Below are 22,382 nucleotides of genomic sequence, written 5' to 3' on the forward strand. Positions count from 1 at the left end.
GCCATCCATTCAACGCCGTACCGGATAGGTTTACAGACAGCATCCCTTGGAAGCTAAGCTCCTCCGATTCTCGCGTCCTGCGATCCGGGGTGATGACACCGCAATCGCAGTCAAACAAGCAAGAGGAACCAAGGCAACCTACGTTTTCATAAGCATCTCTCAAAACGAAAAGTCTACTCTCTTCTTTACGAAAAAGCAGAAAGCAGGCTTTTTTACTAAGGCATGAGGGGCCGTTAATTTCCAGGTTTATCCTGATGGCGGGGCTCCGTTTTATGGAGCAGAATATCTGCTATCGTATAATCAGCCAAGGTCGATTGAAATCTTTCCTCCGCCTTTGAAATGATCAAGGAAATAAATAGCTCGGAGCCTGTAGATGGAACCGACCAATGGGGGATCATATCAGAAGAGCTAAGCGCCTGATACACATGCAGGACCGTGATGGAGTGAGGATCCTTTTCCAATACATACCCGCCGTATCTTCCGCCAAATGTCTTTACCAGTTCTTCCTTTGCCAGCTTCGCCAGTATTTTTCGGACAAACGTTGGATCTTCTCCAATTGCGTCCGCGAGCTGATTGCTTTTTACCATGCTCTTTTGCTCCGCCATCAAAACAAGAGCTCTCAAGGCGACATGAAACCATTTTGGACCAAGGTCGCCAGATTGAATCAACAGCTGCATGAAAATATCCTCCTGCGTCAACAAAGAAAAATAGTCCGAATATTTCGTTGACTATTATACCATAGCTTAGTATATTTTAATTGTGATGATTCGATCACAATTAAAATGAATGCGTTTCCAATTGTGGAGGAGGAATAGCTATGGAAGAGAGAGTGCATCCAGAGCTGCGTACGATGCTGTCAGTAATGCCTGAATTGAACTTCGATCGGGAGAATCTCGAACCCATGAGAAAAGCGATGGATGAGATGTTCGTAGGTGCACCGCAGAACCCAGCCCTTTCCATAGAGGATAGGTTCATACCTGCAGCAGATGGAGAATACCAGCTCCGTGTCAGGGTTTACTCTCCGCGCACCAAGACGGAGACGCTTCCTGGAATCCTCTACATTCATGGAGGCGGATACATTGTCGGAAGTGTTGAAACGTTCGATGATACTTGCCAGGAATTAGCCCATGACCTCTCCAGCGTGGTAGTCTCTGTCGATTACCGTCTGGCACCGGAGCATCCCTATCCGATTCCACTGGAGGACTGCTACTCGGCATTGCTTTGGTTCGCAGCGAACGCAGTGGAAATGGGAGTCGATCCAGCTCGCATAGCTGTGGTAGGAGCCAGTGCAGGAGGAGGCTTGACTGCCGCTGTCTCCATGTTGGCGAGAGATCGAAACGGCCCAGCCATCGCTTTTCAGATGCCGCTGTATCCCATGATCGACGACCGTCATATCACCGTTTCTAGTAATGAGATCACGGATCATCGCGTATGGAATGCGAAGTTTAACCGACAAGGCTGGGAAATGTATCTGGGAGAGCTGGCTGGCGGAGAAGTATCTCCTTATGCGGCTCCGGCTCGTGCAACCGATTTTTCACGGCTTCCCCCTACGTATACATGCATAGGAGATTTGGATCCGTTTCGTGACGAGACGATTGAATACGTGTTAAAGCTGACTCAGGCCAAGGTGCCTGTCGAGTTTCATCTCTATCCAGGTTGCTTCCACGGCTTCGAGCACTCGGTACCGAATGCGTCGGTCAGCAAACGAGCAAAACAGGAGTACAATCAAGCCTTGAAGCGCGCCTTGCACAAAGAGTAAACGCATTCTGAATGTTTGGAAGATGGGTTTATCATTTCCTTGAAAAATGATACCATGGACTCACTATTGAGTATGGGAAGTGATAGCGGTGAGCGCAGATCAATCTATGCAGACGATAAGTCGTACCATCCATATCCTGCGATGCTTTTCCAAGGAGGAGAAGGAAATTTCCTTGGCGGAGTTTCACCGTAAGCTTGGCTTATCCAAATCCAGTCTGCAAAGGATTTTACATACATTGGTGAACTTTGGATTTTTGGAAAAAGACGAGAAGCGAAAAACATACCGCCTCGGAAATGAGCTTTATTATTTGGGCAAGCTGGTGGAGGAGCATTCGCATCTGCTTACCGTGACCAAACCCTATCTCAAGGCGGTCCGGGATCGTTTTGGTGAGAGTGTCTATCTGAATATCATTGAAAATAACGAACGAAAATGCATCGCTTTTGAAGAGGGGAAGCACGATCTGATGACGATATCGTACATTGGACAAACTTCACCGCTCTATGCGGGTGCATCTGCCAAGCTATTGCTTGCCTATTTGCCTCCTGAAAAGCTAGCGATGTATATGCAGCAAACAACTTTGCAGCCGATAACAAGCGCTACGGTGGTCGATAAGGAAAAACTTGCAGATGAACTGGCGGAGGTTCGGCAAAGAGGCTATGCCAGCAGCAATGGAGAACGTGTTGTGGGTGTCTGCTCAGTCAGTGCCCCCATCTTTAATCGAGGGGGGGAGACGATCGCAGGTATCTCGATTTCTGCCCCTATGATTCGAGTCACGGATGAACGATTTCAAGAGTTCATTCAGGCAATCACGCAAACAGCCAGACAGATCTCAGATGAGTTCAAGTTTTCCCATACCAAAGAATATTGAGTACCTTTGCAAGCTATGTAGCTCACTCCATTGCAGCCAATGAGTGGATTACGTAGCTTTTTTGCATGAGAAGAGAAGGGGTTAAATTTTTGTTTAATTCAGTCTATTGTGTTGAATTGAGCTTTTTTCTCGTGTATCATTTCAATTATAGGAATTGCGTACCGATAAACGGTACGTTAATGTTTCCCATCTATACAGCTTGGTCGAGGAGGTTAGCTATGAACAGCCTGCAATTGCCGATTGGAGAAATCTCGGAACAGACAGGACGCCTTCGGACACAGATACGGGATTTTCTTAAGCAGGAGAAAGAGCACGGAGCTTTTGTCCCCAAGTGCGATACATGGTTGAGCGGGTTCTCTGCGGATTTCAGCCGTAAATTGGGGGAGCGGGGTTGGATCGGAATGACTTGGCCTCTAAAATACGGTGGTCATGAGCGTTCAGCCATTGAGCGGTATGTGGTCATTGAGGAGCTTTTGGCAGCTGGTGCTCCCGTAGCCGGCCATTGGATTGCCGATCGGCAGACGGGACCACTTTTGCTCCGTTACGGTACAGATGAACAATGCAGGGAGTTTCTGCCGCGAATTGCACGCGGGGAATGCTATTTTGCTATTGGATTAAGTGAGCCAAACGCCGGGTCGGACCTGGCAGCCGTACATACGAGAGCGGAAAAAATAGATGGCGGATGGATTTTGAACGGGAGTAAGACGTGGACGAGTGGTGCGCATCATGCCCATTACATGATCACCCTGTGCCGCACGTCCCCGTACCATCCCGAAAAGCGTCACGAGGGGATGAGCCAGCTCTTGGTTGACTTGACCGCGCCTGGTGTAACCATTCGGCCGATCCTGCTCATGACAGGCGAGCATCATTTTAACGAAGTGTTTTTTGAAGATGTCTTCCTTCCCGAGAACAGGCTGATCGGTGTGGAGGGCAACGGATGGAAGCAGGGAATGACGGAGCTGGCATATGAGCGCAGTGGTCCTGAGCGATTTCTGAGCACCTATCCGCTGCTGGAAGAGCTGATAAACCAATTGCGCAAGAAAGGTGACAAGCATTTGATGGCTCAGGGAAGCAAGCTTGTTTCGCGTTTGTGTACGCTGCGGCAGATGTCGATCGGTATCGCACACCTTTTGGAAAAGGGAGAGAGTCCAGATATTGCTGCTGCCCTCGTCAAGGACATGGGGACCAAATTCGAGCAGCAGGTGGCTGAAATCGCAAGGCTGCTCATCCCGACTACACCTTCGACGAATGCTGCAAACCGATTGGATCAGCTGATGGCTCAGGCAGTCTTGCATGCACCTGGGTTCACACTGCGTGGAGGGACGACCGAAATTTTGCGTGGAATCGTGGCGAAAGGGGTGATCGCAAAGTGAACGACGTCACGAAGATCTTGATTCACTCCACGACGAAAATCATGAAAGATGTGTGTACGAAGGAGCTCGTTAATGAAGCAGAAAACGGACACTGGGCAGCTGAGCTGTGGGGGATTTTGGCTGAGTCAGGCATGACGACTGTTGCTGTTCCCGAGTCACTCGATGGAACAGGGGGCAGTTTTACAGATGCGTACCACATTCTGCGGCTGGCTGGCAAATACGCAGCGCCGATTCCACTAGCGGAAACGTATATGAGCAATTGGCTGTTGTCCGATTTGGAAATGCCCGTCTCTACGGACCCGCTCACCATTTTGTGTAACGAGGTGGAACCGATCCAATTCATCCGCACGCAGGATGGCTGGCAGATAACAGGTAAAGCCGTGAATGTGCCGTGGGCCAGGTACACGAAGCAGATGCTGGTTATCGGGGAGGAGAATTCCCGCAGCTCTCTTGCCATCGTAAGCTCCGATGATGCGTTGATTATCAACGGACAGAATATGGCGGGAGAAGCGAGAGACACTGTAATTCTTAACCACGCAGCCGTTGCCGAGAGTCGGGTATTCTCCATAGAGGCCAAACAGGTAAAGGAGTGGCTGCTATACACAGGCGCACTTTGCCGTTCGGTCATGATGGCAGGAGCCTTGGAGCGCATTCTGGAGCTGACCGCTGCCTATACATCAGAGCGCACCCAATTTGGCAAGCCGCTGCATCGCTTTCAAGCCATTCAGCAGCATTTGGCGGCTATGGCAGGGGAGGTAACGGCTGCCGACATAGCTGCCCAAAGCGCAATAGCAGCGAATGAGCATACTCCGGGTTCGAAAGCCATCGCCATGGCAAAGATCCGTATCAACGAAGCTGCAGGAACCGTTGCGCCCATCGCGCATCAGGTGCACGGGGCTATCGGATTCACCCATGAGCACATTTTGCATCAAAGCACACGTCGCGTCCTTTCCTGGCGGGAAGAATGGGGGAATGAGACCCTATGGGCAGAAAAGCTGGCGGAACAGCTCATGCAGCTCGCAGATAACGAACTATGGCCGTTTCTAACCGAACCAGCAATCAGTCGGCAAGGATAGTTGTTACCGAACAAATCGATTTTCCGCAAATGGGAAAGGGGACGGGAAGATGACCGATCTGCTCTATACAGTAAACGAGGGAATTGCCACCATTACGCTGAATCGACCGGAAGCTCTGAATGCATTCAGTACGGAAATGATCGATCTATGGATCAAAGCTCTGGAGTCTGTTCGTGACGATGATTCTGTCAGGGTGGTAGTCCTTACAGGAAATGGAAGATCCTTTTGCAGTGGAGGAGATATCAAATCCATGGTCCGCGGGGATGGGTTTTTACACAACAATACCGAGGCAGAAGATCTGTCATCAACTGGTCTCGCTCGCAAAAAGAGCCTGTGGAAGCGTGTGCAACGAATTCCGCTCTTGCTGCAGGAAATCGATAAGCCTGTGATCGCCAAGATGAACGGTGTTGCCACGGGGGCCGGCTTGGATATGGCTCTGATGTGCGATATTCGGATCGCCGCACAACGTGTAAGAGTTGCGGAGGGTTACATCAAAGCGGGTATCGTTCCGGGAGATGGAGGAGCATACTTTTTACCTCGACTGGTAGGAGTCGATCGGGCGCTGGAAATTCTTTGGACCGGTGATACCTATACGGCGGAGGAAGCAAAACAGATAGGATTGATCACGCATGTCGTGCCGGATGAGGAGCTTGATGCATTCGTTGATGCGTATGTGCGGCGATTGGCGAGCGGTCCGCAAGAAACGATGCGTTTTATGAAGCGAGCCGTCTACCAAGGCATGTCGACGGATCTGCGCACATCGCTAGATATGATTTCATCTGCAATGGGTCTGGTAACCGAGCTTGAGGATTATCAGGAGGGAGTACGAGCGATCGCCGAAAAACGACCGCCCAAGTTCAGCTAGTAGAAAACGGCGATGCAGAAACTACCGAGTGATTGAAGGGAGGGTCCCCTTTGCAGGCGTTAGATCATATCCGTGTACTAGATTTGTCGAGAACATTGGCGGGACCGTTTTGCACCATGCTGCTCGGTGACATGGGCGCAGACATTATCAAAGTGGAGCAGCCAGACGTAGGAGATGAGACGCGTCGGTTTACTCCGCCTACTTGGGATGGCATCAGCAGCTATTACCTTGCGTCCAATCGAAACAAGAGAAGCATAACAGTGGATCTCAAAGGGGAGGAAGGAAGAGAGATCATCTATGAGCTAGCCAAGACAGCAGATATACTGGTAGAAAATTTTCGCACGGGCGCTCTGGATCAGATGGGGCTGGGCTATGAACAAATAAGACAGATTAATCCCAAGCTGATTTATTGCTCCGTATCTGGATTTGGACGTACTGGCCCCGAGAAGAATCGAGCAGGCTACGACTTGCTGCTCCAGGGGTACGGTGGCCTGATGAGCATAACTGGAGAGGAAGGCCGTGCACCTGTCAAGGTAGGGACCTCCCTTGTCGATATGAATGCAGGGATGTTTGCCGTCTATGGGATTCTGTCTGCCCTCATAGCCCGCGAAAGAACCGGCAAAGGGCAGTTCATCGATGTCAGTCTCTTGGATGGTCAGGTCGTTCTCCTCAATTACCTTGCGACGAGCTACTTTGCCACAGGCCGTGCTTCTGGCCGACTAGGTTCTGCCCATCCTTCCATCGTTCCGTACCAAGCTTTTCCGGCAAAAGATGGGGATATCATTCTAGCGATCGCAAACAACAGCCTGTGGGAGCGAGCCTGTCGTGCTTTGGGGTGGGAAGATTTGCGAGAAGATCCACGGTTTCAGACCAATGACGACCGAGTCGCCCATCGTGACTTTCTGGTTGCCATTATTTCTGCACGCATCGCTGAAATGGACAGACAGGAAATCATTCACAAGCTTGATCAAGCAGGTGTTCCCGCAGGCCCGATTCATACCGTAGATCAAGTCTTGAATCACCCTCAGGTGCTGGCACGCGAGATGGTGCTCGAAGTAGAGCATCCGATCGTAAAAGATTTGAAAATGCCCGGCTTTCCCGTGAAGCTTTCCGATACACCTGCACAGGTTCACAGGCATCCACCGCTTCTGGGCGAGCATACGGAGGAAATATTGCTGGAGATGGGCTTTTTGCCAGAGCAGATTGAAGGATGGAGAGCAAGCAAAGTGATTGGAAAAGGGTAAACGAAAAAAGAGCGCGCATTTATGGCGTGCTCTTCTTGTTAAAAGATCACAACAGTTAATAGCCAGGGTATTTCACGACGGGCCATTTTTCCTTTCGCAAAGAATCTATCAATTCTGGGCCGACATTCAAATTGGCACTGACGAGGTCATGCGGGGTAAGTGCCATCCATTGATTCAAGGATACGTCGACAAACCGATCGCTTTTGAACATCTCCAGAAACCAGAGTGTCGTATTCCCCGTGTTTTGTATGTAATGACCGGTTGCAAAAGGGACATAGCCGACGTCCCCTGCACGGTAGTCAAAGGTACGGGCTGTACCTTCTCCCGTAAATACCGTCATGCGCCCTTGACCAGTCAAGTAATATTGCCATTCGTCATTATTGGGATGCCAATGCAGCTCTCGCATGGCTCCTGGTTTGATTTCGACCAGTGCTGCCGCAATCGTCTTGGATATAGGAAAGTTGCGCGAATCAACGATCCGTACACTACCTCCCGGGGTCACGATTGGTTTTTGAGCGAGCAGGCGATGGGTAAAGCTCAAAGGAACCGTCCCATAGGGGGATTCCACCTCCTCTTCTCGGATCGAGCCGGGGACCTCTCCCTGAAAAATGTACACCTGCTTGGGCGGGATATGGGCGAAAGCATTCTCAGGTACACCAAAATTGTCGGAAAGCACGTCACGAGGGGTATGCGCGAACCAATCCGAGATCGACAACGTATTTAAATCGGAAAAATTTCCGTCGTCGAAAACAAGTAAAAATTCACACCCTTCCTCAAGACCTTGGATGGAGTGGGGGATTCCCGGCGGAAAATACCACAGATCCCCAGGTCCGATGTCCGCGATAAAATTACGCCCATCCTGATCAACTGAAGTAATCCGCGCCCGTCCCAATAGCATATACGACCATTCTGCCTGTTGATGCCAGTGAAGCTCCCGGACGCCTCCTGGGGTCAGGCTCATGTTGACACCAGCCAACGTGGTTGCAATGGGGAGCTCACGAACGGTCACTTCACGAGACCATCCGCCATGGTTCAATGTCATGACAGCGTCAGAAAAAGAAAACTTCAAATTTGGGAGCAAGCCGTTGTCCGTAATGGGAGGAACGAGCATATCTGGGTTTTGCAGATCGCGTGCAATATTTCGAGGACCTTGATCGACCCAGCCAGCCCCATCACTTCTCATCGGCTCGGGCATAGGGCGATCTGATTTCGATTTTCCCATTTTTCCGCGGCCTCCTTTCACGATTGTATGGTTTCTCAGCTACTCGCTTCTTTCATAAACAAAGATATGGTCAGAAGCTTGCCTCTTATTCAAAATTGGGCTTGGACAATTGGGAATAAAGGCTGCGAAACTCATTAAACACACTTGACCGGTATGAATTATAGGATTAAAATAAATAAGAATCATTCTATTTCAGTTTCGCCTCGGTTTCCTTCATGGAATGCATTCTAGAGGGGCTTGTGTTTTTACTATCATCAGTCTGGAGGAATGGAACGTGGAATATATATGTCTGACCTGTCAGCAAATCGTTGAGTCACGGAAAGATCTATGTACACACCTTCAGCAGTTTTTCGCTTCTTTGCAAGGACAGAAAATCTGGCGTATCCGGTTTCTCCATCGGTATGCGTACGAATTTTACAGCGATCTGCAAATCAAGGATCTCATTTCGGAGCAGCCACTCATGGTGTCTGAGGTGATGTGTGTGGAGAAATTTGATCCGCGCACCTATACAGGCGTAAACACGATGGGGAAAAGTGTATCGATCTTTGAATAACTACAAATGACATATCTTTCGCGAGTGAAGAGAAGAGTACATGGATTTTTACAGGAAACCATGTGCTTTTTTGTTGTTTTCATGAGTGTACCTAGTGGAGGATTCAGGAAAGGGACGAGCTGTTTCGAAAATAGGTTACGGAATGTTTATTATGTTAACTTCTTATCCCTCCAAACAAATTGTTTAAAAAATGCACATCTGTCTATGAAACGGGACGAATGCACGAAAGATAACCAATTATTCGCTGCCCGTTCTGTGATAAGGCTAGCGAATCAGTAAAAAGATTCGGTCTGGTACGGTCCTTGCTTAATCAAGTCGGGTGAAAATAGCCTGACAGCAGTCTACCCAAACAGGTGGTGGCGTATATGGATTTTCCCCAGGAATTTGATTTGCTGAGGAAGACGGTAAGCAGCTTTGTGAAAAGAGAAATTGAACCGATCGCTGAAGAAATGGATCGCAAAGATGAGTGGCCAAAGGACATGTGGAACAAGCTGGGAGAGCTTGGCGTGCTTGGACTGACTGTCCCGGAGGAATACGGTGGTGCAGGATTGGGACCTGTAGAGCAAGCCATGGTTACGGAGGAAATCGCGAAATACAGCGCTGCGATTGCGGTGTCCTACGCGGCACACGCGAATTTATGCACGCACAATCTGTACCACAATGCAACCGAAGAGCAAAGGAAAAAGTATCTGCCTGGCCTATGCACCGGAAAGCTGATTGGGGCTTTAGGGCTGACTGAACCAGGCTCGGGATCGGATGCGGTCGGGATGAGGACGACGGCACGAAAAGAAGGCGACCGATACATTTTGCATGGCAGCAAAACGTTTATCACGAATGGGCCTGTTGCTGACCTTATCCTAGTCTACGCGAAGACAGACAAAGAGAAAGGAGCGCATGGGATCACAGCTTTTCTCGTAGAAAAGGGCTTTCCTGGCTTTTCGGTATCCAAGCGATTGGAAAAAATGGGGAATCGCGGCTCACAGACAGGGGAGCTGATCTTCGATGAATGCGAGGTTCCAGCCGAAAATGTACTTGGAGAAGTGAACAAGGGAGTAAAGGTGATGATGTCCGGCTTGGATATCGAGCGTGTGATCGTCTCAGCATTGGCACTGGGAATCGGAGAAGGAGCGTTTCGCGAGGCAGTCAAATACGCCAAGGAGCGCAGCCAGTTTGGGAAGCCGATCTCCCATTTCCAGCTCATTCAAGCAAAAATTGCAGATATGTACACCGCACTGGAAGCAGCTCGCTTGCTTACTTACGATGCAGCGCGACTGGCAGCCGAGAATCAAAAAATAACGCTGAAGGCTGCGGCTGCTATTCTTTTTACAGCGGAGACAGCGACAAAGGTAGCGCTGGAGGCGGTGCAAATTCACGGGGGCTACGGCTATATGCTCGATTATCCAGTGAATCGGTATTTGCGTGATTCGAAGCTATATGAGATCGGTGCAGGCACGTCGGAAGTAAGAAGATTGATCATCGCCAGAGAACTGTTGGGAGTAAAGACGTTCTAGGATAAATAAATGTCCGGTCCATCCGGTAGAAGGCAGGGGAAGAGATCATGCAGATCTTTTCGGAGAATCTCTTGGCGAATCAAGTAGCCATCGTAACTGGGGGAGGCACAGGCATCGGAAAGCAGATTGCCAAAACCCTCGGGGAAAGCGGGGCGAAAGTCGTTATCGCCGGGCGCAGGAAAGAAGTTTTGGAAGAAACCAGGAATGAATTTGTAAAGGAGGGGATTGAGACTCACGCGATTTCCATAGACATAAGAGTACCGGAGCAAGTCCAGCAGCTGGTAGATTTTACGGTAGGATCCTTTGGCAAAGTGGATATTCTCGTCAACAACGCGGGCGGGCAATTTCCTAAAAAATCAGAGGAACTGACACCGAACGGGTGGAATGCTGTCATACACAATAATTTAAATGGAACCTTTTACGTCACCCAGGCAGTGGCTAAGCAGATGATCAAGCAAGGGACGGGAGGGGCAATTACCAATATCCTGGTCAGCTTTCTGCATCGAGGTGCTCCGGGGATTGCGCATTCTGTAGCCGCAAGAAATGGGGTGTACGGGATGATGCGTACATTGGCCTTGGAATGGGCGAAATACAATATTCGTATCAACTCGATTGGCCCCGGTCTATTTGTGACAGAAGGAATGAAAGAGGAAATGGCGAGCTCGGCGGGCCCCCATTTCATAGAGCAAGTCACCCAGGACGTACCTCTCGGGCGGACAGGAAGGCTGCAGGAGCTGGGTTGGCTGGTAACCTATTTGTCCTGCCCGGCAGCAGAGTATATGACAGGCGAATTTATTGTGATAGATGGCGGCAACTCGCTTGGTAGAGGACTGACGTTCGTCCCTTATTAAGAGCGAGAAACTTAAAGCGCGAACATGTTGCCCGAAAGTGAGGAGGACGAAATGAATCTCGCATCCTATCTGGAAAGATCCGTTCGAGAGAATCCTCAGCAGGTTGCTATTCGAATGGACGAGAAAGAAATCACTTATGAACAGTTTGACCAGAGGGCCAGAGCCCTCGCAGCGTATTTTCGTAAAAATGGATTTACCAAAGGTGACAAAGTAGGTATCTATCTAGCCAATTGCCCTGATTACCTCATTCTTTTTTATGCCGCATGGATGCTTGGGGGAGTGGCTGTCCCCATCAACTATCGATTCCGCCAAGAAGAGCTTGCGTTTGTGATCGCGGACGCTGAGATCAAATGGCTTGCTTTGACCAGGGAAGACCTTGAAAAATTACAAGACATCTTGACAGAGCACGCGCACATCCGGCTGCTGTTTGCCGGAGAACTGGAGGAAGGCAATCGTCATACGTGCTTATCCGAGATCTATAAAACAAGTGTGGAGCAGAAGGTGTCGGTCTTGCCCTGCCGGGATTCAGAAGACGCGATGCTGATGTACACGAGCGGGACGACCGGCAAGCCGAAAGGAGTCAGGCAAACTCATCGAACCAATTCCGCATCGATCGAGATGGTTGTGGATGCATGGAAGCTGACTTCACGTGATCATATATTGGCTACCCTTCCGATGTTTCATGTAGGAGGATTGCAGTGTACGACACTTCCTACGCTTTTTACAGGTGGATGTCGTGAACTTTTTCAAAGCAAACCCGCAGGAGCAGCGCCCGATGAATCATTACCGATTGTGCTTCTTTGGGGGGTCTCCTACACCCAGTGTGATTTGCGAGTATTTTGAAGAGGTAGTAGGTGTGAATTTGCTGGAAATCTATGGGCAAACAGAGCTATCCGGTTTGATGATTACGTATCAAGCAGGAGAACGGCGCATCCCAGGATCGATGGGCAAACCAATGGCACAAGTCGTGGAAACCAAAATCGTCTCTGCTGACGGAGAGAGACTGATCGCACCTGGTGACGAGGAAGCAGGGGTGATGTATTTGCGAGGTGACGTCGTGACTCCTGGCTACTGGAAGCAGGACGAGTTGAATCGCGAGCGATTTGAGGACGGGTGGTTGAAGACAGGGGACATCGTCCGCTGGGATGAAAACAGGTACCTGTACTATACCGACCGCTTCGATGATCTCATTATTACCGGCGGCGAAAATGTTTACCCGAAGGAAGTGGAAAACATTCTGGCGGAGCATCCTTCCGTTGCTGAAGTTGCCGTCATTGGAACGCCGCACGAAAGATGGGTGGAGCAGGTTACCGCGATTATCGTCCCCCGGGAAGAAGCGAATGTCGCTATTGCCGATATCGAAGCGTTTTGCGTGCAGCATCGCGGACTCGCTGGATACAAACGACCGCGAAAGGTCCTCTTCGTCTCGGAACTCCCCAAGACAGGAAGCGGAAAAATCAATAAAAGTATTCTCAAGCAGCAATATCGGATGCAGCAAAGCACAAGCGAGACATCTGGCGGAAATATTGTCTGAATTTTAAAAATAAACATGAGGAGGGATGGCCATGTCGATTGCGTACAATTTGATTCACCGTGTGAACGTGGGGGATATTTTGAAGCGAAGCGCGGCGCGGTTTCCTCATAAAACGGCAGTAATTGAAGGCGATCGCAGAATCAGCTACAAAGAGTGCAATGCGTGGGTCAATCAAGTCGCGAGGGGCTTGCTCGCATTGGGCCTGGGGCATGGCGACCGCTTGGCGATTTTGGCGAGCAATTCCATCGAATTTGTGCTTGTTTATTTTGCCTGCGCCAAAGCGGGGATCACTATCATTCCGATTAATTTGGCGCTGCATCCGGATGAGGTCTCCTACATTTTACAGGACTCTGGCGCAAAAGCAGTCGTATTGGAAGAGATGTTTCTAGATAAATGGCCTGCGGAAGGGGAGCACCATGCTGTCACGGATCTCATCCTGATTGGTACTGAGTCGGTTCCCGAGCAACCAGGAGCGATTCGCTGCCACAAGTGGGAACAAGTATGGGAGGCTCAGAACGACACGGAGCTTTTATGCCACGTGGAAGATCGCGACCTCATGCAATGTTTGTACACCAGTGGAACGACCTCTCATCCGAAAGGGGTCATGAGCAGTCACATTGCGGTTTACTTAAATACGTTGGGTACCGCCTTTGATTTGAAATTTACGGAGAACGATGTCTCGATCGCTATGCTGCCTCTGTTTCATACCGCACAATTGAATGCGGTTACAACGCCAGTCATGATCGCTGGGGGAACGACCGTGATTGTTAAAAAGTTCGACCCCGTTGCTGTCATGCAGCTCATCGAACGGGAGGGAGTCACTCAAATCTTCGGCCTCCCCATGATGTACCGTGCTTTGCTCGATCACCCGGAGAGGGAAAGCTTTGATTTGACTACGCTCAGGCTGTGCATTTATGCGATGGCACCTATGCCCAATCAAGATTTGCAGCGAGCACATGATGTTTTCCAATGCGATTTTGCCCTGTTGTTCGGTCAGACAGAAATGGCTCCGGTCGCTACTGTATTCCGGCCTGAGCATCAATTGACCAAATCGGGTGCGGTGGGAACACCGGCTGCGAATGTCGAGGTTGGGATCATGAATGAATATGGAGATCTATTGCCGACAGGGCAAGTCGGTGAAATCGTCTACCGCAGCCCGCAAACGATGGAAGGCTATTTGAATGATCCACAGAACACGGAACAGGCTTTTGCTAACGGGTGGTTTCATAGCGGGGACGAGGGATATTTTGACGAAGATAACATCCTGTGGTTCGCAGACCGAAAGAAAGACATGATTAAAACAGGCGGCGTAAACGTGGCATCGATCGAGGTGGAAAAGGTCATCTTCCAGCATCCACGGGTGCTCAATGTCGCAGTGGTCGGTTTGCCTCACGTGCATTGGACGGAGGCGCTGACGGCTTTTGTCATCTCCAAGGACGATGAGGCAGTGCCAGAAGAAGAAATCATCCAGCTGTGCAGAACCCAATTGGGAGGCTTCAAGGTACCGAAAAAAGTCGTGACCGTCAAAGCCTTTCCCATGACGACAACAGGCAAAATCCAAAAGCATCTGCTAAAGAAAGAGTATGCGGAGCTGTATGCCACTTCATTGACGTAAGCGAATCTAAGAATATCCCGACAAAAAAGAAACTGACGCTCAAAGGCGTCAGTTTTTGTCTTTCCTCATCCACTATAGCGGCCCAATCTGTCAAAGAACTCCTTCAGGAAGTTGTAAAACAGTTTTTCCGAAGGAGGCAGCTCCCGGTTTTTCGGGATGATGATGCCTACGGTTCTCGTCACGATTGGTTCATTGATTCGCAGCTTGACAGTCTCACGCGGGACATTATCTGCCAAGGTCAGTTCTGGTAGCAGGGTCACTCCAAGTCCAGCGGCCACCAGCCCTTTGATGGCGTCGATATCTTCTCCTTCAAATGCGACTTTGGGCTCGAACCCCATTTGAGCACAGGCATTGACGACAATGCTGCGCAAAATATACCCCGGTGGGAACAAAACAAATGTATCCTGCATCAGCTCGCTCAAACGCAGCGTTTGATTTTTCGCCAGTGGGTGCTTCGCCGGCAGCAGGGCAACGATCTCTTCGGCAAAAAAGATGTGGCTCTGCACGTTTTTTTCCTGAGTGGGAACCGGGCCGAGAAACGCGATGTCAAGCTCCCCTTTGATGACCGAATCGATCAGGGGAAGATAGGCACCTTGCCGCAGCTGAAAGCCGATGTCCGGATAGCGCGCGCGGAAAGCGGAAATCACAGCAGGAAGCGGGTTGGCTGCGAGACTGCTGGTAAAGCCTACACGGATTGAACCGCGCTCGGGATCGAGGATTTCCTTGATCTTTTTCTTGGCTTTCTCGATCTCAGCCAATGACAGCTCTGCATGCTGGAGAAAAATCTTGCCGATATTCGTCAGTTTGACATTTCGTCCTTCTCGGATAAACAAAGACACGCCCAGTTCCTTTTCCAGAATGGCCATGTGCCTGCTAAGTGCGGATTGGGCGACGTGAAGGGAATGGGCTGCCTCCGTATAATGCTCACGTTTGGCGACCTCAATGAAGTATTGTATCTGTCTGAAATCCATTTTTTATCTCCTTACACGCGACTTATCTCAATATGAGATCAATTCACCAATTATTATATATTGTTTAAATAATTTGCTCAATCTAAAATAAGTCTTACCAGAGAGAGTAAGGAGTGGAGATTATGACAATGCGTGGAATGCCTGAACGACAGGGACTTTATGACCCGATGTACGAACATGACGCTTGTGGGATCGGCTTTATCGCCAACTTGAAAAACAAGGCGAATCACGAGATGGTGAAAAAAGGATTGGAAATTCTCTGTCACTTGGAGCATCGGGGTGGACAGGGAAGCGATCCGGAAACAGGCGACGGTGCCGGTATTTTGACAGGCATTCCGCACAGCTTCTTCAAAAAGTCATGTGAAGAGCTAGGCTTCAAGCTTCCTGCCCAAGGCAAGTACGGTGTGGGCATGCTGTTTCTCCCAATGGACGAGACTCTCCGCCAGACGTACGAAAAACAATTGGAAGAGATCATTATCAAAGAAGGTCAAAAGCTGCTCGGATGGAGAACGGTTCCAACCGATGCGACGAAAATCGGCAAAACAGCGAAGGCGAGTCAGCCGTTTGTCCGCCAAGTATTTATCGGCGCTAGCTCGCAGGTCAAAGAACAGCTCGCATTTGAAAGAAAATTGTATATGATCAGAAAACAAATGGAGCGGATCGCGAAAGAAGGCTTCTATGCAGCTTCCATGTCCAGCCGAACCATTGTTTATAAAGGCTTAGTGACTCCAGAGCAACTGGATCAGTTTTATACGGATTTGCAAGACGAAAGCTACGCGTCCCCATTTTCTGTCGTGCATTCCCGCTTTAGCACGAACACGTTTCCGACATGGGAGCGTGCTCATCCCAATCGTTATCTGATCCACAATGGTGAGATCAATACGCTGCAAGGAAACATCAACTGGATGCGTGCGCGTGAACAAATGTTCCAATCAGAAGCGTTTGGAGAAGATCTGAACAAAGTCGTGCCTGTTATCGATCTAGAAGGCAGTGACTCTGCGATTCTCGATAACTGTGTGGAATTCTTCTCCCTGGCCGGTCGGTCGCTGCCGCACGTGGCCATGATGCTGATCCCTGAGCCATGGGACCAAGACAAAAATATCGACGCTGCGAAAAAAGCGTTCTATGAATATCACAGCTGCTTGATGGAGCCATGGGACGGTCCAACAGCGATTTCCTTTACCGATGGAAAACAAATCGGGGCGATTCTGGACCGCAACGGTCTGCGTCCTGCTCGTTACTATATTACCTCTGATGATACTATTATTTTCTCATCGGAGGTAGGGGTTCTCGAAATTCCAGATGAAAAGATCGTGCAAAAAGGACGTCTGAGTCCAGGCAAAATGCTTCTCGTCGATCTGGAGGAAGGTAGAATTGTCTCCGATGAAGAGATCAAGCAGCAGATTGCCAGCGAGCTGCCTTATGAAGAATGGGTCAGCAAAAACCTGGTATCGCTTGCAAACCTGCCAAAAGCTGTTTCTCCAGCCAAGCTGACGAAAGAGGCATTGCTGGCACTTCAAAAAGCTTTTGGATATACGCAGGAAGAGCTGTCCAAAGTTCTGACGCCGATGGTTGCCGAGAAAAAGGATCCGATCGGCTCGATGGGGATCGATACGCCATTGGCTGTCCTGTCTGATCGCCCACAGCTGCTGTACAACTACTTCAAGCAATCTTTTGCACAGGTAACCAATCCACCAATCGATGCGCTTCGTGAGGCATGTGTCACTTCTACTTTATCCTATCTGGGTGCAGAGGGAAATCTGCTGGCACCAGATGAGAGCAACAGCCGGCGTATTCGCCTCAGTTCCCCGCTGTTGTCGAACGCAGAGCTGGCACAGCTGGTAAGCAATCCACATGCAGAGTTTCAAGCGAAGAGATTGCCGATTCTGTTCCCGGCCAACGGTGGCGCGGAAGAGCTGGAGAAGGCGCTAGATGAGTTGTTTGCTTCTGCCCAGCAAGCGATGGCAGAGGGTAACACCTTGCTGGTCTTGTCTGACCGTGGGATGAACGCAGAGCTAGCTGCCATTCCCGCATTGCTGGCAGGCAGCGGCCTTCATCATCACTTGGTAAGTCAAGGTACCCGGACGCAAGTAAGCTTGATCATCGAATCCGGAGAACCGCGTGACGTCCATCAGTTTGCAATGCTGATCGGTTATGGTGTAGATGCGATCAATCCTTATGTGGCCATTGATTCTTTGGTTGAGCTGGTCGAAGCGCAGAAGGTCTCTGATGTTACTGCGGAAGAAGCAGTGGGGATCTACCTACAAACGGCCATTGAGGGCGTCGTGAAGGTCATGTCCAAAATGGGAATTTCCACCGTCCAAAGCTACCGTGGTGCACAAATTTTCGAAGCCGTCGGCGTTGACCAGACTGTCATCGATCGATACTTCACACGTACAGCCTCCAAAATCGGAGGAATCACGCTGGAGATTATTGCAAAAGAAGCGTTGATCCGTCATGCAAAAGCCTTTTTGCCTGAGCATGCGGAGGAAACGTTGGAGGCAGGAAGCGATTTCCAATTCCGTCGTGACGGCGAGTTTCACCTCTTTAATCCAAAGACGGTGCACGCTCTGCAAAAGGCTGTTCGTGAAGGCAGCTATGAGCAATACAAACTGTATTCGGAACTGGCAAATGAACAGCAATTTGCGTTCCTGCGCCATCTGTTAGATTTTAAATCGGACAGAAAGCCTGTGCCTTTAAACGAAGTAGAGTCTGTAGATTCCATCGTTCACCGCTTTAAAACAGGTGCCATGTCCTACGGTTCCCTCAGCAAGGAAGCACATGAGTCACTGGCGATTGCAATGAACCGTCTGGGTGCAAAAAGCAACAGCGGGGAAGGCGGAGAGGATCCACAGCGCTATCTTACAGACGAAAATGGCGACCTGCGCCGCAGTGCGATCAAACAGGTAGCTTCCGGGCGATTCGGCGTATCCAGCCACTATCTGGTCAATGCCAGCGAGATTCAAATAAAAATGGCGCAAGGGGCGAAACCAGGTGAAGGCGGCCAGCTCCCAGGGAACAAGGTTTATCCGTGGATCGCGGAAGTACGGAAATCTACACCGGGCGTCGGGCTGATCTCTCCACCGCCGCATCACGATATCTATTCCATTGAAGATTTGGCACAGTTGATCTTCGACTTGAAAAATGCGAATCCAAAAGCACGGATCAGCGTGAAGCTCGTTTCCAAAGCAGGGGTAGGTACGATTGCTGCAGGTGTTGCCAAAGGTCTGGCGGATGTGATCGTCATCAGCGGACACGATGGCGGGACGGGTGCATCGCCAAAAAGCAGTATCAAGCACGCAGGATTGCCGTGGGAGCTGGGACTTGCCGAAACCCATCAAACGCTGCTCTTAAACCAGCTTCGCGATCGTGTCGTAGTAGAGACAGATGGCAAAATGATGACAGGTCGTGACGTTGTCATCGCGGCATTGCTCGGTGCGGAGGAGTTTGGCTTTGCGACTGCACCACTTGTTTCCATCGGTTGTGTCATGGCGCGGGTGTGCCATTTGGATACCTGCCCGGTAGGAGTTGCTACCCAAAATCCGGATCTGCGCAAAAAATTCAAGGGAGATCCGCAGCATGCGGTAAACTTCATGCGCTTCGTAGCCCGTGAAGTACGTGAAATCATGGCTCAGCTGGGCTTCCGTTCTTTCGAGGACATGATCGGCCGCAGCAATCTCCTGACGATGAACGACAAAGCGAAAGAACACTGGAAAGCGAAGCACATTGATTTGTCTCTGCTTCTGTTCCAGCCAGAGGTACAGGGCGATACAGGCAGATTCCATCAGCGTGCACAAGATCACAAGCTGGATGCCACGATGGACCGCAAGCATCTGCTTGATCTGACCAAACCAGCGCTGACCAAGCAGCGCCAAGTGGAAGTCAAGCTGCCGATCAACAACACGAATCGTGTGGTGGGAACCATTCTGGGCAGTGAAGTGACGAGACGCTATGGCGAGCATGGTTTGCCTGAGGATACCATTCTGCTGAATTTCCAAGGGTCTGCTGGTCAAAGCTTTGGTGCCTTTGTCCCACGTGGTATCACGATGAAGCTGGAAGGCGATGCGAACGACTATGTAGGCAAAGGATTGTCCGGCGGGAAAATTGCAGTGTTCCCTTCGCAAAAAGTGACCTTTGCTCCCGAAAAGAACATCATCATCGGGAACGTGGCGTTCTACGGTGCGACATCCGGTGAAGCCTATATCGGCGGTATGGCAGGAGAGCGCTTCTGCGTACGCAATAGCGGCATGACAGCTGTAGTCGAAGGAGTCGGCGATCATGGCTTGGAATACATGACAGGCGGACGTGTCGTCGTGCTGGGCCAGGTCGGGAAAAACTTTGCAGCCGGGATGTCAGGCGGTACGGCATATGTTTTGGTAGAAAACAAAGAAGTGTTCGCCGCTTCCTGCAATCAGGAAATGGTACTGCTTGAACAGCTGCAGGAGGAACGCGAAAGGAAGGAAGTGAAACAGCTTCTGGAAAAGCATGTCGCGTATACTGGCAGCAAGCATGCCCAAAGATTGCTCGACCAATGGGAGCAGACAGTAACAAAGTTCGTCAAAGTCATTCCAAAAGACTACAAGCAAATCATTCTCACGCTGGAAGAATTGCTTCAGTCCGGAATGAAGCGCAGCGAAGCCATTTTGGCAGCTTTTGAGATGAGCCAAAAGAAAAACTCCGAAAAAGCCCCAAAGCGTAAAGCGGAAGAACAAGTCGCGGCTACTGTCGGAAAGTAGTATTCCAAAGCATCAAAACCGATCCTTCACTGCTGTCAGGTGAGGATCGGTTTTTTCTTTGTTAGCTTCCCGGGCAGTTCAGGCATTTCTTTCTTAGGGAACGATCTGCTATCATTTTCTTATCATAGAAAGAAAAAGGGATGGATGAGAGAGATGGCTGTTAACTTCTGTATGTCATGTGGACACCCGATGGAGACCCGCGAAGTAGATGGGGTCGAACGTCGCGTCTGCACAGCTTGTGGCAATGTTCACTGGGGAAACTACAGTATTGGGGTCGGAGCCCTCGTGTTTAAGGACGAAAAAATGCTCCTCGTACGCAGAGCGCAGGAACCGGGAAAAGGAAAGTGGACGAATCCGGGTGGGTATATTGAACAGCTGGAGCCGATTGAACAAACAATCGTGCGTGAGGTTTTGGAAGAGACAGGCATACAGGCAGAAGTGAAAAGCATTGTTGCGGTCCGCGACCAGCCACGCAGCATTCATAATGTATACATTGCATTCGAAATGGATTATGTGGAAGGCGAACCTCGACCAGATGAAGTGGAAGTCGACCAAGCAGGCTTCTTTTCTCTGGAGGAAATGAAGGATATGGAGCTGGCCAGCTTCACCAGATGGCTGCTCGATGTAGCACTGCACGTAGACAAAAACGGACTTACAATTGATCAGAAAGCGACAGCGGCTGGGAATGGGGATGTCTATTTCCGACTCTAGCAAAATCCGAACCCGATAAGGAAAGAGAGGGAAACGCATGCAATCTACTGTTTATGAGCTGGTCGTACAACCTGACGTCATCCAAGCAGGACATGTGAACAACGTGAAGTACCTGGAATTTTTGGAGCAGGCACGCATACCGTGGTATGAAGCCTTTTCGAACCTGGGTTTCAGCTCTTTTATGGCGAATCTGAACGCTTCCTACAAAAAGGAAAGCTTTCTAGGTGATCAGCTTCGCATTCAAACCAGCGTTCACCACGTCGGAAATACGAGCTTCGTTCTGAAGCAGACCATCACGAATCAACGTGAGGCAGAGGTGTTGGAAGCAGAGGTGACTTTTGTAGCCGTAGATAAGAACACGAAAGAAAAAATTCGCATTCCGGATATCATGCGTGTAGCTGTCGAACCCTTGTGGAAATAAGAGCTACGCTGATCCAACCGTTATTACCGGTAGTTACCAAGATATCCAGAAGTAACTGGATTAAAAGGAGATACTGCTAAGGTGGTACGGTGGGAACAATATTCGTATTACGCATTTTCAACAACGAGCAATGGTAACGTTCATTATGAAGCAGAAGGTTGGGGGCAAGGAAAATGATGGATTCTTTCCTTTTACCTTTGACTGGAGTGAATTACAGATCGATTCATCAAGGTTGTAACAAGAAATTCTATCAACGGCCCTCGGGGATAACTCGAGGGTATTTTTTTGTTACACGAAAAGATGCGGCCCACAGCCCTGACTCACGGGTTTGTGCTGTAGGAAAGGCTTGGTATACGATTTAAATTCGCTTTTCCTTGATGATTCCAGCCAACATGTAGCACCTCGCATTCATTTTCGTGGAATCTCGCTAAAACTCAGGCTTTGGGAAAACTTCATTCCCATGTAACCATTCGAGTAACAACGTTCATCTCCTTGTTTTTTACAATAAATGGATCACACAGATAGCGTGCAAATGTTGTCGCAAAATATTAACGTTGACGTAAACGTTACTTACGTGATAATTTAGTTCCATAAATCAGAAGGACTTGAGGGGAGATGTCATGAGCTTTTATAAAATCGAAGAAGTCGCAAAAGAGTGCGGCTTGACGAAGCGCACCATCCGTTACTATGAGGAAATCGGCTTGCTGTTTCCGCCCGAGAGAAGTGACGGAGGCTATCGCATGTATACAGAGCGGCATATTGAGATGCTAAAGAAGATCATCAGCGCACGGGATGTGCTGGGCTTTTCACTGCCGGAGCTTGTAGAGTTTATCCAGATGAGCGATAGTGTCAACAATCAGCGTGTGGAAGCCAAGCAAACAGAGGATATTCAGAAGAAGCTGGAAAAAGTAGCCGAGCTGGAGGAAACGCTGGAGAAACAGCTTCGCATGATTGATCTAAAGCTGGAGAAGATCAAGCAGTTCCGGTTTGAACTCGTAGATTTGCAGGAGCGCGTAGAAATCGCCAAAACAAAATACACAGCCATGATGGCAAATCAGGAGTGAAGATAAGG

General features: G+C 49.7%; 18 protein-coding genes and 1 pseudogene. 16 read left to right on the top strand and 3 right to left on the bottom strand.

Going from position 1 to position 22,382, the window contains the following annotated elements:
• Positions 1-233: 233 nt before the first annotated feature.
• The gene (locus ACLIN2_RS14825) at positions 234-677 is read right to left on the bottom strand and encodes an RrF2 family transcriptional regulator (protein WP_411504425.1); all 444 of its coding nucleotides are present in this window, start codon (positions 675-677) and stop codon (positions 234-236) included.
• A 140-nt stretch (positions 678-817) separates the two neighbouring features.
• Here ACLIN2_RS14825 and ACLIN2_RS14830 point away from each other — a divergent pair, with 140 nt between their 5' ends.
• The 6 genes from ACLIN2_RS14830 (at position 818) to ACLIN2_RS14855 (ending at position 7,185) form a co-directional block, all read left to right on the top strand.
• On the top strand, positions 818-1,759 hold the full coding sequence (locus tag ACLIN2_RS14830) for an alpha/beta hydrolase (protein WP_411504426.1): 942 nt from the start codon (positions 818-820) through the stop codon (positions 1,757-1,759).
• Positions 1,760-1,847: 88 nt separating this feature from the next.
• Positions 1,848-2,627 (top strand): IclR family transcriptional regulator, encoded by a 780-nt coding sequence (locus tag ACLIN2_RS14835; protein ID WP_411504427.1) that lies wholly within the window; start codon positions 1,848-1,850, stop codon positions 2,625-2,627.
• Between the two features lie 218 nt (positions 2,628-2,845).
• Positions 2,846-4,000: an acyl-CoA dehydrogenase family protein gene (locus ACLIN2_RS14840; protein ID WP_411504428.1), complete on the top strand. Its 1,155-nt coding sequence runs from the start codon at positions 2,846-2,848 to the stop codon at positions 3,998-4,000.
• A complete protein-coding gene (locus ACLIN2_RS14845; protein ID WP_411504429.1) occupies positions 3,997-5,076 on the top strand; it encodes an acyl-CoA dehydrogenase family protein in 1,080 nt (359 codons plus the stop codon). The genes ACLIN2_RS14840 and ACLIN2_RS14845 overlap by 4 nt, the downstream gene beginning before the upstream one ends.
• Before the next feature lie 49 nt (positions 5,077-5,125).
• A complete protein-coding gene (locus ACLIN2_RS14850; protein ID WP_400581852.1) occupies positions 5,126-5,941 on the top strand; it encodes an enoyl-CoA hydratase/isomerase family protein in 816 nt (271 codons plus the stop codon).
• A gap of 50 nt (positions 5,942-5,991) precedes the next feature.
• On the top strand, positions 5,992-7,185 hold the full coding sequence (locus ACLIN2_RS14855; protein WP_411504430.1) for a CaiB/BaiF CoA transferase family protein: 1,194 nt from the start codon (positions 5,992-5,994) through the stop codon (positions 7,183-7,185).
• A gap of 55 nt (positions 7,186-7,240) precedes the next feature.
• Here ACLIN2_RS14855 and ACLIN2_RS14860 read toward each other — a convergent pair whose 3' ends face one another.
• Positions 7,241-8,407: an oxalate decarboxylase family bicupin gene (locus ACLIN2_RS14860; RefSeq protein WP_411504431.1), complete on the bottom strand. Its 1,167-nt coding sequence runs from the start codon at positions 8,405-8,407 to the stop codon at positions 7,241-7,243.
• Between the two features lie 274 nt (positions 8,408-8,681).
• Here ACLIN2_RS14860 and ACLIN2_RS14865 point away from each other — a divergent pair, with 274 nt between their 5' ends.
• From ACLIN2_RS14865 to ACLIN2_RS14890, 6 genes and pseudogenes are all read left to right on the top strand, one after another.
• The gene (locus ACLIN2_RS14865) at positions 8,682-8,960 is read left to right on the top strand and encodes a hypothetical protein (protein WP_411504432.1); all 279 of its coding nucleotides are present in this window, start codon (positions 8,682-8,684) and stop codon (positions 8,958-8,960) included.
• 365 nt (positions 8,961-9,325) lie between these two features.
• Positions 9,326-10,471, top strand: a complete 1,146-nt coding sequence (locus tag ACLIN2_RS14870) for an acyl-CoA dehydrogenase family protein (protein ID WP_411504433.1) — start codon at positions 9,326-9,328, stop codon at positions 10,469-10,471.
• 47 nt (positions 10,472-10,518) lie between these two features.
• On the top strand, positions 10,519-11,322 hold the full coding sequence (locus ACLIN2_RS14875; protein WP_092269967.1) for an SDR family oxidoreductase: 804 nt from the start codon (positions 10,519-10,521) through the stop codon (positions 11,320-11,322).
• Positions 11,323-11,436: 114 nt separating this feature from the next.
• A pseudogene (locus tag ACLIN2_RS14880) lies at positions 11,437-12,337 on the top strand (class I adenylate-forming enzyme family protein); the annotation flags it as partial.
• Positions 12,338-12,358: 21 nt separating this feature from the next.
• Positions 12,359-12,856 carry a class I adenylate-forming enzyme family protein gene (locus tag ACLIN2_RS14885; protein ID WP_411504546.1) on the top strand — a complete coding sequence of 166 codons (498 nt, stop codon included), beginning with the start codon at positions 12,359-12,361 and terminating at the stop codon, positions 12,854-12,856.
• Positions 12,857-12,887: 31 nt separating this feature from the next.
• Positions 12,888-14,471 carry a long-chain-fatty-acid--CoA ligase gene (locus tag ACLIN2_RS14890; protein WP_411504434.1) on the top strand — a complete coding sequence of 528 codons (1,584 nt, stop codon included), beginning with the start codon at positions 12,888-12,890 and terminating at the stop codon, positions 14,469-14,471.
• Between the two features lie 65 nt (positions 14,472-14,536).
• Here ACLIN2_RS14890 and ACLIN2_RS14895 read toward each other — a convergent pair whose 3' ends face one another.
• Positions 14,537-15,442 carry a LysR family transcriptional regulator gene (locus ACLIN2_RS14895; RefSeq protein ID WP_122922794.1) on the bottom strand — a complete coding sequence of 302 codons (906 nt, stop codon included), beginning with the start codon at positions 15,440-15,442 and terminating at the stop codon, positions 14,537-14,539.
• A 122-nt stretch (positions 15,443-15,564) separates the two neighbouring features.
• On the opposite strand from ACLIN2_RS14895, the gene gltB reads away from it, so the two are divergent.
• From gltB to ACLIN2_RS14915, 4 genes are all read left to right on the top strand, one after another.
• Complete coding sequence (gltB, locus tag ACLIN2_RS14900) at positions 15,565-20,178, top strand: glutamate synthase large subunit (protein WP_411504435.1); 4,614 nt, start codon at positions 15,565-15,567, stop codon at positions 20,176-20,178.
• A gap of 171 nt (positions 20,179-20,349) precedes the next feature.
• Entirely contained in the window at positions 20,350-20,889 is a 540-nt protein-coding gene (locus ACLIN2_RS14905; protein ID WP_411504547.1) for an NUDIX domain-containing protein, read from the top strand.
• Between the two features lie 37 nt (positions 20,890-20,926).
• Positions 20,927-21,310 carry an acyl-CoA thioesterase gene (locus tag ACLIN2_RS14910; protein WP_411504436.1) on the top strand — a complete coding sequence of 128 codons (384 nt, stop codon included), beginning with the start codon at positions 20,927-20,929 and terminating at the stop codon, positions 21,308-21,310.
• 620 nt (positions 21,311-21,930) lie between these two features.
• Positions 21,931-22,374 (top strand): MerR family transcriptional regulator, encoded by a 444-nt coding sequence (locus ACLIN2_RS14915; RefSeq protein ID WP_411504437.1) that lies wholly within the window; start codon positions 21,931-21,933, stop codon positions 22,372-22,374.
• Positions 22,375-22,382: the final 8 nt, after the last annotated feature.

Origin of the sequence: Brevibacillus centrosporus (assembly GCF_046622605.1) — a bacterium.
Lineage (GTDB): Bacteria > Bacillota > Bacilli > Brevibacillales > Brevibacillaceae > Brevibacillus > Brevibacillus centrosporus.